Raw genomic sequence first — 15,965 nt, 5'->3', positions numbered from 1 at the left:
GACGTTTCATGACCGCGCCAAGATGCTCAAGGCGCTGGCAGCCTATCTGAAAGACCATAAACAGAGCCTATATGACCTGAGTTTCGATACTGGCGGCACCAAGTCCGATCACATGATCGACGTGGACGGTGGTATTGGCACGATGCAGGTCTATGCCGCCAAGGGACGTCGCGAAATGCCGGATGATCAGGTGTTTCTGGATGGCCCGCCCGAACAATTGGGCCGCACGGGTCAGTTCATGGGGCGGCATATTTGCACGCCACTGCAAGGCGTCGCAGTGCACATCAACGCATTCAACTTTCCCGTCTGGGGCATGCTTGAGAAACTGGCCCCGACCCTGCTGGCTGGTGTACCCGCCATTGTGAAGCCCGCGACCGCGACTTGCCAAGTGACCGAGGCGTGTTTTCGCCTGATGATCCAGTCAGGCATCCTGCCCGATGGTGCGATCCAGCTGGTAACCGGTGGTCTGGGCGACATGCTGGACCACCTTGATTGCCAGGACGTGGTCAGCTTTACGGGATCGGCCGAAACCGCAAACAAGCTGCGCAGTAATCCAGCACTGCTGGAACGGTCAGTCCGCTTTGCATCCGAACAGGATAGCCTGAATGCGTCCGTATTAGGGTCTGATGCAGCGCCGGGCACCCCCGAATTTGATCTGTTCGTCAAAGAAGTTCAGCGCGAGATGACTGCGAAGGCAGGCCAGAAATGCACTGCCATCCGCCGGATCATGGTGCCAGAGGCACATGTCGACGCGACAATCGCCGCGATCTCTGACCGCCTGGCCAAGGTGACCATCGGTGACCCACGGCTGGAAACCACGAAAATGGGCGCGTTAGTGTCACAATCGCAGCGCCGCGATGTGCTGGAAAAGGCCGCTTTGATAGGGGCCGAGGCCGAACGCGTTTTTGGTGACCCGGACAACTTTGCCGTCGATGGGGCTGATCGCGAAAAAGGGGCATTCGTCCCGCCTATGCTGTTCCATTGCGCCGATCCTGACAACGCGATCCGCGTGCACGATACCGAAGCGTTTGGCCCTGTTTCAACAATCATGCCCTATCGCGATACCGACCATGCAATTGAATTGCTGAACAAGGGCAAGGGGTCGTTGGTCGCTTCGGTCATCACGCGTGACGGCGATTTCGCGCGGCAGATGGCGATGGGTGCCGGTGCCTTCCACGGTCGGCTTTATTTCAACAACCGCGATTCCATGACCGAGGCGACAGGCCACGGTGCCCCCCTGCCCCATATGGTGCATGGCGGGCCGGGCCGTGCAGGCGGTGGCGAAGAATTGGGCGGCATTCGCGGCGTGATGCATTACATGCAGCGCACCGCCATTCAGGGCAGCCCCGACATTCTGACCGCCATCGGCAAGCAATGGGTTCCCGGTGCGACCGAAATATCGGACCGCGACCACCCGTTTACCCGCGTCTTTGACGAACTTGATCTGGGCGAGACGTTCAATTCCGCCAGTCGCACCATCACGCTGGACGATATCGAAACCTTTGCACATTTCACAGGCGATACGTTTTACGCGCACATGGACGAAGACGCCGCCAAGGCAAACCCGTTCTTTCCCGGTCGCGTTGCCCACGGGTATCTGCTGCTCAGCTTTGCCGCGGGTCTGTTTGTACAACCCGACCCCGGCCCCGTTTTGGCCAACACCGGCTTGGACAACTTGCGCTTTATGGCACCGGTTCAGGCTGGCGATAGCATCAAGGTGCGCCTGACGGTCAAGGCAAAGACCCCTCGTAATGACGAATACGGTGAGGTACGCTGGCACGTGACCCTGACCAATCAGGATGATGCCGCCGTGGCCGAATATGAACTGCTGACGATGAATGCCTACTGACGATTTTACGACTGCTATTGCCGATCTGAAAAACCTTGGCGGGCAGCGGGTCTGGTCCCTGATGATCAGCCTGTTCGGTGATCTGGCCCGCAATGAGGGCGATGTCATCGATGGTCCGATCCTGTCTGCAATCATGGCCGCCATGGATGTCCGCCCCGAGGCCGCACGCGTCGCGCTGCACCGGTTGCGCAAGGATCACTGGATCACTTCGCAAAAACAGGGGCGGACCGCCCGCCACAGTCTGACACCAGAGGGACGCGCGCAAAGTCAGGCGGCAAGTGCGCGGATCTATGCCGCCCCTGACGATCTGGCCAAAGGCTGGCAAATGGTCCTGCTTGAAAAGGACACGCCCCAAGGGTTCGAGAACGTTGGCTTTACGATGGTGCAACCGCGCCTTTATGTCGGGCCTGCAAATTTGGTTGCCCCGCAAGACGGGCTTGTGGTTGAGGGCAAGGATGTCCCCGACTGGCTAAAGCGCCAGTTAGAGCCTGCTTTGCTGGAAGAAAGTTATGTGCAATTGCGCATTGCATTAGAAAACGCCACCAGGTTTTTACCCAAGGCCCGCGACCTGACACCGCTGGAAATAGCCGCGTTGCGCTGCATGATCGTGCATAATTGGCGGCGTCTGGCTCTCAAGCATCCTGCCTTGCCGCGTCCCTTGATGCGGGACGATTGGCCGGGGCTGTCTTGCCATATATTGGTGGCTGACCTGTTGGCCCGCTATCCACGCCCCGCGACAGCGCAGATTACGGCCTCTTAACCGCCCAGCAAAAGCGATACTTTCCCAATGTGCATCACAGCGTTATAGGGGAAGGCATGACAAATACAGTTTATCAAAATGACCTGCCTGACGGTCTGGATCTGGGCCCGATCGTTGCGATCGATTGCGAAACCATGGGGCTGCATCCGCACCGCGACCGGCTGTGTGTTGTGCAGCTGTCGGGCGGCGATGGAAACGCGCATCTTGTGCAAATCGCCAAGGGCCAAACAGAGGCCCCGAACCTGTGCGCCTTGCTCGAGGATCCGAAAACCCTCAAGCTGTTTCACTTTGGCCGCTTTGATATCGCCGCGATGCAAAATGCCTTTGGGGCGAAAACCGCGCCGGTCTATTGCACCAAGATTGCCAGCCGTCTGGTGCGCACGTTTACCGACCGTCACGGTCTGGCAAAGCTGTGCCAGGAATTGCTGGGCACCGACATTTCAAAGCAGCAGCAATCCAGTGACTGGGGTGCTGCCAAGCTGACCAAAGCGCAGATCGACTATGCCGCTTCAGATGTTTTGCATCTGCATGAACTGCGCGACAAACTGAACACCATGCTGATCCGCGAAGATCGTATGGACATCGCGCAAGCGTGTTTTGATTTTCTTCCCATGCGTGCCCAATTGGATTTGGCAGGCTGGCCCGATACGGATATTTTTGCACACGCATGAGCACTCCATTTTTATATACCGCCCGGCGTGTGATCCGCACCGAGGCCGATGCGCTGGTGGCTTTGGCTGACAGTCTGGATGATCGTTTTCGTCAGGCGATTGACCTGCTGGTTGCGACCCGTGGGCGCGTGATTGTGACTGGCATCGGTAAATCCGGCCATATCGCCAAGAAAATTGCAGCAACGCTGGCCAGCACAGGCACGCCAGCGCAATTCGTCCACCCCGCCGAGGCAAGCCATGGCGATCTGGGCATGATTACGGGCGATGATGTAGTTCTTGCGATCTCGAATTCCGGCGAGGCCCCTGAACTGGCCAACCTGATCGCCTATTCGCGCCGCTTTTCCATTCCGCTGATCGGGATCACCAGTCGTGCGGGCAGCAGCCTTGGTGCGCAATGCGATGTTGTTCTTGAACTGCCGCAACTGGCAGAAGCCTGCGGCACCGGCGTCGTCCCGTCGACTTCGACCACAATGACACTGGCGATGGGTGATGCCGTTGCAATCGCGCTGATGGAAAACCGGTCGTTCACCGCAGAACATTTCCGCGAATTTCACCCCGGTGGTAAATTGGGCGCACGCCTTAGCCGTGTTGCCGATCTTATGCACACGGGTGATGCGCTGCCACTGGTGCAGGTCGACGCGCCCATGTCCGAAGCCCTGATGACAATGAGCAGCAAGTCCTTTGGCGTGGTGATTGTGACCGACGCTGCCGGTACGTTGCAAGGGATCATCACCAGCGGTGACTTGGGGCGTCATCTGGACGGCCTTCTATCCAAAACGGCCCGCGATGTCATGACGGCAACCCCCGTCAGCATTGCGCCCGATGCGCTGGCCGAAAAAGCCGTGGGCATCATGAACGATCGCAAGATCACTTGCTTGCTGGTCGTTGAACCGGACGGGGCGAATATGCCCGCGGGGTTGCTGCATATCCACGACTGCCTGCGCGTCGGGTTGGGGTGATCGGTCATGCAACGGGACCGCTACACAAGGATCGTGTCCTGGCTCAAGGTACTGTTCCCGCTTGCGGCATTGGGTTTGCTGTCCACGCTTTTCTTGCTGTCACGTGCGATTGATCCCGGACAAGCGATCCCCTTTGCGGAAAAAGAAATTCAGGACCGGCTGCGCGACCAGCGGATAACTGCGCCTTTCTTTACCGGTGCCACAGCCAAGGGCGACATGATTTCGTTTTATGCCGATGTTTTGACCACACCAGACGGCCAAGTCGGGTCAAACAGGGCCGAAAACATTCGCGCAACGATCAAGACGGCAGAAGGTGTCACCTTTCGACTGCAATCAGCTGTGGCTGATATTGATCTCGCGCAGGACCATGCGGAACTGATGAGCGACGTCATTTTGATGACCTCTACGGGGTACCGGATGACGAGCGAACTTATCACCTCGGAACTGTCGGCGCTGAACCTGAAATCACCCGGACACGTCTATGGCACCGCCCCTGCCGGCACGCTTGAGGCGGGTGCAATGTCGGTGCAACATTCCGAAACAGGCGCTACAACCCAATTGCTTTTCACAAATCGGGTGAAGCTGATATACAAACCGAAACCTTTGTCAGAGTGACCCGCGTGAAATATATTCTTCTACCATTATTTTTACTTCTTTCCCCCATGTCCGTTGCCGCACAGGGAACCAATGTTGCCTTTGGTACAATCCGTCAGGATACCAGCCTGCCGGTCGAGGTGACCGCCGATAACCTATCGGTCGATCAGGCAACGGGAACCGCGATTTTCACTGGAAATGTGTTGATTGGGCAAGGCGAAATGCGCTTGTCTGCCGCGCGTGTTCTGGTGGTTTATCGCGCCGAAGCCGAAGGCATCGCGCGTCTTGAGGCAACTGGCGGGGTCACTTTGGTGTCCGGCCCCGATGCCGCCGAATCAGAACGTGCAGATTACGACATCGACGCCGGAACAATTGTGATGACGGGCAACGTTTTGCTGGCCCAAGGGCGCAATGCGCTAAGTTCCGACAAGATGAGCGTGAATTTATCCGATGGCACAGCGCAGATGTCCGGCCGCGTCAGAACCACGCTGCAACCGGGCGGAAGCAACTGATGTCAAAACCTTCCTTGACGGTAGAAGAAGGAAGCGGCGGGCTGCGCATTGAGCATCTTCGCAAATCCTACCGCAAGAAAACCGTCATTCGCGATTTCTCCATGCACCTTGACCGGGGCGAGGTCGTGGCCCTGCTGGGGCCGAACGGGTCGGGCAAGACGACCACCTTTTACGCGATTGCAGGCCTTGTGATGCCCGAAGGCGGCAAGGTGACCATTGATGGCAAAGATGCGACATCGCTACCGATGTACCGCCGCGCACAGCTGGGCATCGGATATCTACCCCAAGAAATGAGCATTTTTCGCGGGCTGAACGTGCAAGATAATATCATGGCCATTCTGGACATATCCGTACCCGATTTGCGCAAAAGGCGCGAACGGCTCGAAGCGCTGCTGTCAGAATTTTCGATCGAGCATTTGCGCCGCGCGCCTGCTATGGCCCTGTCTGGCGGGGAACGGCGGCGGGTCGAAATTGCGCGGTGTCTCGCTGCGGACCCCAAATATCTGCTGCTGGATGAACCCTTTGCCGGTGTCGATCCGATTTCCGTCGATGACATTCGGCATTTGGTCGCAGATCTGAAAAAACGCGGGATCGGGGTGCTGATCACCGACCATAACGTGCGCGAAACCCTCGAAATTGTCGACCGCGCCTATATCCTGCACGAAGGCAAAGTCCTGATGTCCGGCACGCCGGCAGAAGTTGTCGCAAACGAGAACGTGCGCCGCGTCTACCTGGGCGACAACTTCCGTATTTCTTAAGAAACCTCTAACGGGACAGGCAATAATCTGCAGATATTATCTGCGGTTTTGTTTGACATCGTGGGGTATTCGGGCGCTCAATAGACCCATGGTGACTAAACGTTCCATGGTTGTTGTGCATTTCCCTTTCATCAAAGGGCCGATTTCATTCAACCTAAAACCAGCGCCATCCACCCGCATCTGACCCCACCTTTCGCCGCTTGATTGCGGTGTCTTGGCGTCGGTCAGAACGATAATAACAAGGAGACTTTATGCGGTACCAAATCAGTGGCAAACAAATCGACATCGGCGAAGCGCTACAGGTTCACGTGAAAACGGAACTTGGTGAAGCAGTCAAAAAATACGCCGAACGCCCGACGGACGCCAATGTAGTGTTTTCCAAATCAGGCTACGAATTTGTTTGCGAGGCTACGGTTCACCTTTCGACGGGCCTAACGGCGTCGGCAAAAGCGCATGCTACTGATATCTATGGGTCTTTTGATTCTTGCTGTGCCAAGATGGAAAAACAACTGCGCCGCTACAAGCGTCGGTTGAAAGATCATCATCGTGACCGTGCGGAACCGGTTGAACTATTCGGTGCTTCCTCGTATATCCTCGCTTCAGAAACGGATACTGACGCGCAGGAACCTGAAACCCTCCAACCCATGATCATTGCGGAAATGCAGACCAAGATCGCAACCTTGTCTGTCGGAGAAGCAGTGATGCAGATGGAAATTTCAGGCTCCCCTGTCGTGGTTTTTCGTAAAGAAGGAAAAGACGGCGTGAACGTTGTGTACCGTCGTGAGGACGGCAACATTGGCTGGATCGACCCGTCATAAACCCAACGGATCGCACGAGCGGCCCAGAATAGAGCGAGCAGAATGAATTTTGCGAAACTCATCAAGCCGGAAGCCGTCAAGGTGCTTACGTCGGCTTCCAGCAAAAAGCGCTTGCTCCACGATATTGGTGAGCTAGCGCAGAATGCCTACGGACTTGACGCTGGTGCTGTGGTCGAAGCATTGCTGACACGCGAATCCCTTGGCCCGACAGGCGTGGGCCATGGGGTCGCTTTGCCGCACGCCCGCCTTGAAGGGCTGAACGAGGTTCTTGGGGCGTTTGTGCTGCTAGATAAGCCGATTGATTTTAACGCAGTGGATCGCCAACCAGTGGATATCGCCTTTGCGTTATTTGCACCGGAAAGCGCCGGGGTCGAACACCTGAAAGCTTTGGCGCTGGTGTCACGCACCTTGCGCGATACATCCGTGTGTTCAAAACTTCGGTCGAACCACGATTCTGCGACGCTTTATACGATCTTGACTGAAGCGCAGGCATCGCAAGCGGCCTGATCGTTAGGCCCAACTGTCAAAACCAAAGATCATATAGTCCCGCTGATAGGCGTCTGCCGTCAGCTTTTCGATTTCTTCGTCATAAATATCAGCCAGTTCGAACGGGCTTGTCTGCGGGCGTGGCCCCACTGCAGGCACATCCGTGTGCCCAACAGCGGCAGCAAGCGTGCTAAGGTCCACGGCCAAATCCGCCTCGCGGATCACGCGATCGGGCAGCGCAAATTCGCCAAACCCTTGCAGGGCCTGTGCCTGCGTACACCACGCCTGATCCACGCGGATTGCGGTCTGTCCGTTCAGATTACCCTTTAGGAACACCAGAAACGCTTTGAAAGCAGCGCGGTGCGCATCGGCATCATAGCTTGCATCAGGCTCGCCCTCTGGCAGGGGCAGCTTATAGCGACGGATCAGATTGGCGCGCAGTTGGCTATAGCTGCCTTTGCCGGTGGTCACGATATGACGGCAAAATGCGTCGTGGGCGCGGTCAACCGGATGGCGCAGCACCGTAAAGCTGCGATGGCCAGTATTGCGCCGCTTCCATTGGCGCAGGTCCTTTTGGGTCATCTTGCTGTGCAACTGGTTACGCTTGACCCCATCTAGGACCGCCATCCAGTCCAACACCTGCGGTTCCGGCCCACTGCGCAGCGGCAAGTACAAAAGCGGTGTTTCGGCAGCCGCAACATAAGACGGCACGACCGGCCCGCGGCGCGGTTCGAAATTCGGCGTGCGCGTCAGATCAAACCGATCAAGGCGACCAAGAGCCTTAAGCATATCGTCATAATTGCTGACCTTGGTCGAAATATGGTCCGGATTTTGCTTTTTCAGGCTCTTGTCCAAAGCTTCCAGCGCTTCGTCGACCCCCAGATAACGTGCTAGACCATTCATCACTTCGACGCTTTGCAGGTCTTCATACGCCACATAAAATGCCGTCTGGCCCGCGATTTGTAGCCGGTTCAACAGCATCAGTTGAAACTCTTGCAATGCCTCAAGGTGGGCTGCGAATTCGCCTTCGTCAAACAACGCCTGGCCAGCTTTATGTGCCTTCATATCGGTCAGCTTCCACTGGCCGGTCGCTTGGGCGATCTTCCAACTGACATAGCTTTCGACGGGGTTGCGCGTCAGCACAATCTTGGCACAGCTTTCGTCCGCAAGGATCGGGTCCAGCACACGTGGGTCGTGGTCATGAAAATAGCGGAACCCGCCCAGACCAGTGGATTTCGTGGCGATCGCCGACAGCAAAGCATCAGGATTCCTATCACGGGTTTCCTGATCGACGCCCAGAATATCGGTCGATTTAGGAAACCCGATGAAATGCGGGTTGAATGCTTCACCATGGCAGGTAATGCCCTGAAAAGCGTTTAGATTGGTTTCAAGAAAGTTCGACCCGGTGCGCATTTCCGCAAAAACGACGAAGCTGTTGAATTTCGAAGACATAAGTTATTGCACCAAATAAGGTTTTCGGGGGCGTTTCTGGGTGGCTGCAACGCCCCGCTCAACCGGGAAATCCCCCATCATATAGGGGTGCATTCCCTGATTCTTGAGGTTTTGCAAGAACTGGCCAAAGCCGGAAAGGTCGACCATCTTGGGCACCTCGGAAATCCGGCGCAGCTTGGTCTGGCCGATCTCGTCCAGAATGCCTTGCAACGGTTCCATCGGGGCCTCGATAAATTCGGCCATGGTCCAAATTCGCACCCGCGCCTTGGTATAGGGCGACCGCAAGATGTTCATATGTTCGCTTTCGATCTTTTGCAGCAATGCCGCCTCGCGACGAATATCCGCAAAATCCTTGTTCGACCAGAACAGCGGCACCGACCACGCCCCGGTAATCACTGAAACCTGAGCGTTCGGATCTTTGGCGATGCGCCAGCAGACGTCTTGGTTGTCGGCCGGGCCGAACTGAAAACATTGCCGTTCACCGCGCGTGTTCCAGATCAAGTTCGTCAGGAATGCCTTGCCATTATAGTCACGGATGATCGCGCTATCACTAAGCGCCCCGTTAATCGCCGTCTGGTTATCGGCGTAATGCGCGCGATCGGGGGCGAACAGATGCCCATGCACCCGCGCACCCGTGGATTTGGCCAACCATGGTTCAAAATTCTCGAACAGCTCGGCAAAGCCTTGGAACATCGAATAAGGTGCCGCCGTCACGCCGTTTTCCCAGTCTTCGTTCGGGAACCGGCTTTGCATGTACAGACCCGACCGGCCCCGCGTCCGGCGTTCAACGGCCTTGGCAAAAATGCGGTCGATCTTGCCGGGGTTGGGTTCGGTTTTCTTCATGGCTCCGGCTTCGTCGGTCAGAAACGCCTCGTAAAGCCGGTCGGCATAGGGCCAGATTTTGCGGGCCACGAAACAGTCGGACCGCCGCAGCAGTTGAAGGTGATCATCATAGAAAATATGCGGCTTGCCCTGAAAATCGAACTTGGACAGCGTCAAGGAACGGCTTTCGATCTTTAGGGCATATTGGCGCGATAGAGTCTGGAAATAGCTTTCATCGGGAATCCAGACATGCCTGAAATATCGGTCATATTCAGGGCGTTCGGGATCCTGAAGGATTGCTGACAAGGTCTGACGCGTCAAACACCACCATTGCGACCCCATATGCGGCACAATGCCATTGGGCATCCTGCGTTTCAGTCCGATGGCGCGCTGGAAGGCAACGGCCTTGTCAAAGAAATAGCGGTGCCGTTTCCAAGAAAAGGGAAACCGCATCGTAAAGCGTTCTTCGTCCAGACCGCCCACCGTCCAGGGTACATCAGCGGTTGTCGCGCTTTCGATGAAATCTGTACGGGGACGTTCGGCAAGATAGTTGATAAGCTCTTTGACCGGACGCAGCGGCAGACAAGATCCGGAAGCCAGATAGACGTGGCGCACCTGCGGAAAGCTGGCCAACATCAGCTCGGATCCGGATTGCGACCCGGCCACGATGCCCCATGTGCCCCATTCACAGCGAAACCGTTTGCAAAACTTCAGATCGGGAACATCGGACAGGGCTGTGACAAAAGCATCATAGGTCTTGCGCGGCACGGCCTTATCGACATGAATAACAATCGGACAGCCTGCCGCAGACCAGTGCCGCGCGACTTGCTCTGCCCGGCCAAGAGCCGTGTGCACCAGCATGACAACACCGACCGTCATGCCCAGTTTCCTTTGGACATCAGGCCCAGAATTTCTAGCTGCCGCCAATTGATGTATTTCTCGGACCACTTACACCAAAGCTGCGGGTCGGTCTGCATGCTGGCCGCATAGGCTTTGTATTCGACCGACGCGGCATAGTGCTGGCCACGCTCAAGCTCTTCTGCGGCTTTGACACCGAAGGTATCGATAAACTTTGCATGAAGCAGCACGCCGGATGCTTTTTCCCCGCCCCATTCGTCATAGACCTGATTCAATCCGCGCGGCAGCAGCATGTGGGTCGAACTGACGTAGCAATACCGCCGGTCCCATTTCACCAGCGGTACCTTGTTCAGCGCAGGTGCCTTGGCCGGGGCGTCCTTGAAAAAGACGCGCGAACGCGGGCCGCCCTGTATCCACAGGTTCGCAAACTTGAAGTTTCGCGAAAGGGTATAATTGCCGCTGTCGAACCACGACGCGATCTCGATCGGGTCTTGACCGGATTGGTAGGGCTGTTCGTCCAACCGCCCCTTGGGATACATATCCAGCAACATGGCCGAGAATGATTTGATCGACGATGCGTCCAACCAATCGGTCAGGGCGCGCAAGGGCCGCGTATCGCAAAACGGATAGACCAGAAATTCATCTGGATCGACAGTCAGGGTCCAGTGGCCGTGGGCATGTTTGATTTGCAGATAATTCAGCCAATCCACACCAAAGCGGGCCCGCTTATAGCTGGCGCGGGTACGCCACACAGAAACATCTGGCTGATCACGCAGATAATCCAGCGATCCATCGTCACTGTCATTGTCCACGAAAAAGAAATGGCCAACGCCCATCTTGCGGTAGTAATCCAAGAAATACGGCAGGCGAATTTTCTCGTTTCGCTGGGTGCAATATAGCAAGATGTCATCGCTTTTGATTTGATCTGTGCGATTGACAACCTCTTTCAGCTCGCGGCGTTTGCGATACGCGCGAATGCGCCATCTTTTGCGCTGCAGCCGAAGCCGATATGATTGCACTAGACCCAAAAACTGCCCTTCATTCTCGGGGTACGTCTAACCTTTTACCACAATGGCCCCACAAGCAGGCACATTATCCACGTATGCTTAACACGATATTGAAATGATCGTCCCATGTCGGAGCTTTAAATCCCGTCGGAACATGCGCCTGATCACCACCGGTCGCCCAAAAACGTATTACTGTCTCCCAGTGATACTGATCGGAAACCCCTGCGTAAACAGGCATTTGCCCCAAAAACTCATGCAATACTTCCAAATCATTACACAACACTCGTGTACCGAGAAGTAGCGCCTCAACTGGAGGTAGACCAAAACCCTCGGCCAACGACGGGAAAAGGGACCCGGTTGCGGATTTCACCAGCGCAGCCAAGGCAGCATCAGATAAGTTGGGAATTTCACGTACCGGCCCCGCAGGATCAAGCGCATCAAGCCGGTCAAACACCGCATCGTTGTTCCAGCCGCGACTGCCACATATCAGCAACGGCGGGGCATCCGGGCCAAGTTTCTCCCAGATATCAAGAAGAAAACCATGATTTTTTCGCGGCTCGATGGTGCCGACGGTGACAAAATAAGGCCCACGCGGCGGCAGCCCGTGGGGCAGTACGGCTGCATCTGGTCGGGGCAAGACTGTTCCCAAATGCGCAACAATACCTTTTGGAACGGTCCCCCAAGACGTCATGTGCGCCTGCGTCCGTCGCTGCGTGTCGGCAGAGTTATAGATCACCAGATCTGCATATTGTCGCACTCGCATCATCTTGTCGCGAAAAGGCTCAACCGTGCCGGGACGCTGAAACTGCGGGTATTCCAGCGGAATAACATCATGCACCAGCACGTTGATGTCGATGCCAGCGCCCTTGACCGCTGATAGCACTCTGTCGGTCAGGTTGCTGTGACCCACGTTGAAATAGGCACAATTGTCAGGAAGATGGCGCAAAAGCGTCGGTACACGCCACGGCGCAGCACGTGCGATGGACAGCTTGCGAAAATCAGCCTCTGCGCTTTTGCCCGCAGCACTGCCGCCGCGCAAAAGCCGCGACAGGCCGCCGGGTTTTCCCCAAGGGGTCTGCCCAACGGTCCGATCATGGACAGATTGCAAGCCTGCACGGTCCAGCAAAAGATAGCCGAACGCGGTTCGGACCAACCCGAAACAAGGGGTATTTTCAGACACGAACCGCGCGAGATAAGCCAGCTCAACACGGTCAACACCTGTCGCCACACGCCCTGCGCGCCGCAGAGTTCGCGTCAGATCCAGCAGCCGGGCAGGCGGGGCTTTATGTGTCGTAGTGGCCAGTTTGGTGCCATCTCCAAGCGTCAGAGATCATTTCAGACAGGGACGAACGTGTCGGCTTCCAGCCCAACTCTGCCACAGCACGCGATGATCCGGAAACCAATTTCGTACAATCCCCGGGCCGTCTGTCACCTTCAACAATCGGAACCGCGCGGTTTGTGACCTTGCTGCTGTGTTCGATCACTTCGCGCACAGAGAAACCCGATCCGGTACCAAGATTGAAAACCCGGCTCGATTTCCCGTCAAGCAGCCATTGCAGCCCCAACACATGCGCATCGACCAGATCGCACACGTGGACATAATCGCGAATACATGTGCCATCGGGCGTGTCGTAATCTGTGCCAAAAACCGTCAGCGCATCGCGTTTGCCGTCAATCGCGTCCAGCATCAACGGAATCAAGTGAGTCTCGGGGCGGTGAAATTCGCCCACCTCGCCATCGGGGTCGGCACCGGCCACGTTGAAGTAACGAAAGATCACCGATTGCATGCCATGCGCCACGTCGAAATCCCGCAAGATGTCTTCGATAGCGCGTTTTGAAGCCCCATAGGCGTTGATCGGATGTTGCGCACTGTTTTCATCCAGCACGACATTGTCCTGATCGCCGTAGGTCGCGCAGGTCGATGAGAACACGAAGCTCTGACAGCCTGCCTGTGCCGCCGCCTCGATCAGGTTCAATGAACCTTCGACGTTATTGCGCCAGTACAAGCCCGGTTGCGTCATGCTGTCGCCGACCTGGCTTAGGGCTGCGAAATGCATGACGGCAACGGGCTGGTATTGCGCGAACACCGCGTCGATCTGATCACGGTTCAGCAGGTTACCTTCGACGAAGGGGCCGTATTTCACGGCATCGCGCCAGCCGGTTACCAGATTGTCAAAGGTCACGGGCGTAAAGCCGGCCGCAGCAAGCGCTTTGCAAGCGTGCGACCCGATATAACCCGCGCCGCCCGTTACCAATACATTTGTCATATGACTGCCTTTGCCGGTCCCTATTGAGCTGCTTTATCAACCCGCATAACGTCTTGCAAATAAGCATAAAGATCATCGCGCAGTTCTTCTCGGGCAAGACCGAAAGACACAGTCGCCTGCAAAAACCCTGATTTAGACCCGCAATCAAACCGTTGACCTTTGAAGCGATAGCCAAACACGTCATGACCTTGGGTCAATTCTGCCGCAATGGCGTCGGTCAACTGGATTTCCCCACCCGAGCCGGATTTCAACTGATTGAGATTCCTCAACACATTTGGCGACAGGATATAACGACCAATCACCGCAAGGTTCGACGGCGCATCTTCGGTTTTTGGCTTTTCGACCATACCCTTGATTTTAACCATCTCGCCGCGGTCTTCATCAATGTCCAGCATCCCGTAAGATGACGCACGATCGGGATTGACCTCCATCGCGGCGACCATGTTTCCGCCGGTTTCGTTATAGGCTTCGACCATCTGCTGAAGGCAGGGCTTTTCGGCTGCAATCACATCGTCCGGCAAGATCACCGCAAACGGTTCATTGCCAATCAACCGACGTGCGCACCATACGGCGTGGCCCAGACCCAACGCCTTGTGTTGGCGGATATAGGCAATTGCCCCACTATCCATATTGGTATTCTTCAGAATCTCCAAAAGCTCGGTCTTGTTCTTGGACCGTAATTCCTGCTCAAGCACGGGAGAATGGTCAAAGTAATCTTCCAAAGCGCCTTTGCCGCGCGAGGTGACGAAGATGAATTCCTTGATGCCGGCAGCGCGAGCTTCGTCAATGGCGTATTGGATCAACGGGCGATCCACCAATGTCATGATTTCCTTTGGCACCGATTTGGTCGCCGGAAGGAACCGCGTCCCCAGGCCGGCCACCGGAAAAATCGCTTTGGTTACTTTTTTTCCCATCTGTCGTAATCCCTACGTCATTCTAAATCATTTTACCTTGCTCACAGGCAAAGCACTATATTTCTGCATATAATAGCGCCTTAATCTAAAACTAAGGCCGTTATTTGGTTCTTTGGTGGCAAAAGCCTCTTTGTGAAGCAACGCGCCCTATTTCCCGATGCCATTTTTTCTGTCTCGTGACAATTGCTACAATCGGCTCATTGCGAGCGACTTTACCAAACAGCCCCCCCCTTTGCACCCAGAATCCTTGCCTGTCAAAACCCAAGTGGTGGAACATCGCCGTCGGCGATAAAATGAGCAAAGTGACGATTTGCCCTTGCGCAACCTGTGCCAAAGCACGGGCACGGTCTTGCTTGGCGCGCGCCGGTCTGCTGAGAATCATAACGCTGTCGCGCGCCGTGCTGGGGAACCGCAAGAAAGGTGCCAAGGCGTGTTTTGGCAAGGCGGGCGGCACCAAGGAACGGGCCAGCCCATCAGAAAACCCCAGATCAATGCGCTTCATCAGACGGCGGATATCGCGCGGCTCAAGGTGGCCGGACTGCATCAAACGCAACAATCTGCTCCGCTGTTCCTCGCGCAAGTTCTGCCACTGCTTTGCACGATCGCCTTCGGGGACGTGCTTGCGCTGAAACACCGCCCAGCTTGCCCCGATATCAAACAGGTCCGTAGGTACGCGCGACGCAGTGCGCATACGGTTTTCAGCAAAGCCGTGGTGAACCTCTGCCAAGGGCACCAGCGCAGTCGCATGCCCCGCCCGCGCCAGACGCATGTTCAGATCGGTTTCGTCCAGAAAGTAATGGAACGCGGGGTCAAAGCCGCCCAATTCGATCAGCACATCGCGACGAAACGCCATGTTAGTGCCTTCGGTCTTGATCGCACGGCCTTTGGGCGGGGTCATCACTGTCGCTTGTTTGTCGTCCAGCTGTAAGGCGTGGGGCAGTCCCTGCGCGTCCAGACTGGCGGCCTTCCATTGGAATGAAATACCGTTGCGCCCACGAATATATCCCCCCATCGCGGCAACATCTGCCCGTGCTGCGGGGGCGATCAGATGGCGCAGCCACATCGGTTCAGGCACGGCGTCATCATCAATAAAAGCAATGATATCACCTGCCGCGTGGGTCAGACCAAGGTTGCGCGCCGCCGAAATGTTGGGCTGGTCGAAAGGCACCAATTTCAGTTCGGACGCGAAAGGCAAGGTTCGGGCCGCCGCGATACTGCCCGGATCAGCAACCACAACG

The 15,965-nt window shown here is 56.1% G+C and carries 16 protein-coding genes; 9 read left to right on the top strand and 7 right to left on the bottom strand.

Annotation, left to right across the window (positions count from 1 at the left end; genetic code table 11):
- The 9 genes from paaZ to ABYT07_RS12465 all read left to right on the top strand — a co-directional run.
- On the top strand, window positions 1-1,849 hold a 1,849-nt coding region (gene paaZ, locus ABYT07_RS12505), incomplete at its 5' end, for a phenylacetic acid degradation bifunctional protein PaaZ (protein ID WP_372992096.1).
- Window positions 1,839-2,609, top strand: coding sequence for a PaaX family transcriptional regulator C-terminal domain-containing protein (locus ABYT07_RS12500; RefSeq protein WP_372992094.1), 771 nt, complete (start codon window positions 1,839-1,841; stop codon window positions 2,607-2,609). The genes paaZ and ABYT07_RS12500, both read left to right, overlap by 11 nt.
- A gap of 56 nt (window positions 2,610-2,665) precedes the next feature.
- On the top strand, window positions 2,666-3,280 hold the full coding sequence (locus tag ABYT07_RS12495) for a ribonuclease D (RefSeq protein WP_372992092.1): 615 nt from the start codon (window positions 2,666-2,668) through the stop codon (window positions 3,278-3,280).
- Window positions 3,277-4,239, top strand: coding sequence for an SIS domain-containing protein (locus tag ABYT07_RS12490; protein WP_372992090.1), 963 nt, complete (start codon window positions 3,277-3,279; stop codon window positions 4,237-4,239). The genes ABYT07_RS12495 and ABYT07_RS12490 overlap by 4 nt, the downstream gene beginning before the upstream one ends.
- A 33-nt stretch (window positions 4,240-4,272) precedes the next feature.
- Window positions 4,273-4,854 (top strand): hypothetical protein, encoded by a 582-nt coding sequence (locus ABYT07_RS12485; RefSeq protein ID WP_372992088.1) that lies wholly within the window; start codon window positions 4,273-4,275, stop codon window positions 4,852-4,854.
- Complete coding sequence (gene lptA / locus ABYT07_RS12480) at window positions 4,851-5,345, top strand: lipopolysaccharide transport periplasmic protein LptA (protein ID WP_372992086.1); 495 nt, start codon at window positions 4,851-4,853, stop codon at window positions 5,343-5,345. The genes ABYT07_RS12485 and lptA overlap by 4 nt, the downstream gene beginning before the upstream one ends.
- Window positions 5,345-6,103, top strand: a complete 759-nt coding sequence (gene lptB / locus ABYT07_RS12475; RefSeq protein ID WP_372992084.1) for an LPS export ABC transporter ATP-binding protein — start codon at window positions 5,345-5,347, stop codon at window positions 6,101-6,103. The genes lptA and lptB overlap by 1 nt, the downstream gene beginning before the upstream one ends.
- Before the next feature lie 251 nt (window positions 6,104-6,354).
- Window positions 6,355-6,921: a ribosome hibernation-promoting factor, HPF/YfiA family gene (gene hpf / locus ABYT07_RS12470; protein ID WP_372992082.1), complete on the top strand. Its 567-nt coding sequence runs from the start codon at window positions 6,355-6,357 to the stop codon at window positions 6,919-6,921.
- Window positions 6,922-6,963: 42 nt separating this feature from the next.
- Complete coding sequence (locus tag ABYT07_RS12465) at window positions 6,964-7,428, top strand: PTS sugar transporter subunit IIA (RefSeq protein ID WP_372992080.1); 465 nt, start codon at window positions 6,964-6,966, stop codon at window positions 7,426-7,428.
- A 3-nt stretch (window positions 7,429-7,431) separates the two neighbouring features.
- Here the strand turns inward: ABYT07_RS12465 and ABYT07_RS12460 are convergent, their stop codons facing one another.
- From ABYT07_RS12460 to ABYT07_RS12430, 7 genes are all read right to left on the bottom strand, one after another.
- Window positions 7,432-8,859, bottom strand: coding sequence for a nodulation protein NodH (locus tag ABYT07_RS12460; RefSeq protein ID WP_372992078.1), 1,428 nt, complete (start codon window positions 8,857-8,859; stop codon window positions 7,432-7,434).
- Window positions 8,860-8,862: 3 nt separating this feature from the next.
- Window positions 8,863-10,560 (bottom strand): beta-1,6-N-acetylglucosaminyltransferase, encoded by a 1,698-nt coding sequence (locus ABYT07_RS12455; RefSeq protein ID WP_372992076.1) that lies wholly within the window; start codon window positions 10,558-10,560, stop codon window positions 8,863-8,865.
- Complete coding sequence (locus ABYT07_RS12450) at window positions 10,557-11,567, bottom strand: glycosyltransferase family 2 protein (RefSeq protein WP_372992074.1); 1,011 nt, start codon at window positions 11,565-11,567, stop codon at window positions 10,557-10,559. Before ABYT07_RS12450 ends, ABYT07_RS12455 begins: the two co-directional genes overlap by 4 nt.
- Before the next feature lie 64 nt (window positions 11,568-11,631).
- Window positions 11,632-12,774 carry a glycosyltransferase gene (locus tag ABYT07_RS12445; RefSeq protein WP_372992072.1) on the bottom strand — a complete coding sequence of 381 codons (1,143 nt, stop codon included), beginning with the start codon at window positions 12,772-12,774 and terminating at the stop codon, window positions 11,632-11,634.
- 55 nt (window positions 12,775-12,829) lie between these two features.
- Window positions 12,830-13,813 (bottom strand): UDP-glucose 4-epimerase GalE, encoded by a 984-nt coding sequence (galE, locus tag ABYT07_RS12440; RefSeq protein WP_372992070.1) that lies wholly within the window; start codon window positions 13,811-13,813, stop codon window positions 12,830-12,832.
- Window positions 13,814-13,833: 20 nt separating this feature from the next.
- Window positions 13,834-14,727, bottom strand: a complete 894-nt coding sequence (gene galU, locus ABYT07_RS12435) for a UTP--glucose-1-phosphate uridylyltransferase GalU (RefSeq protein ID WP_372992068.1) — start codon at window positions 14,725-14,727, stop codon at window positions 13,834-13,836.
- A gap of 100 nt (window positions 14,728-14,827) precedes the next feature.
- On the bottom strand, window positions 14,828-15,965 hold a 1,138-nt coding region (locus tag ABYT07_RS12430), incomplete at its 5' end, for a glycosyltransferase family 2 protein (protein ID WP_372992066.1).

Source organism: Sulfitobacter sp. (assembly GCF_041552635.1).
Lineage (GTDB): Bacteria > Pseudomonadota > Alphaproteobacteria > Rhodobacterales > Rhodobacteraceae > Sulfitobacter.
This window is presented reverse-complemented; position numbering and strand designations above follow the sequence as displayed.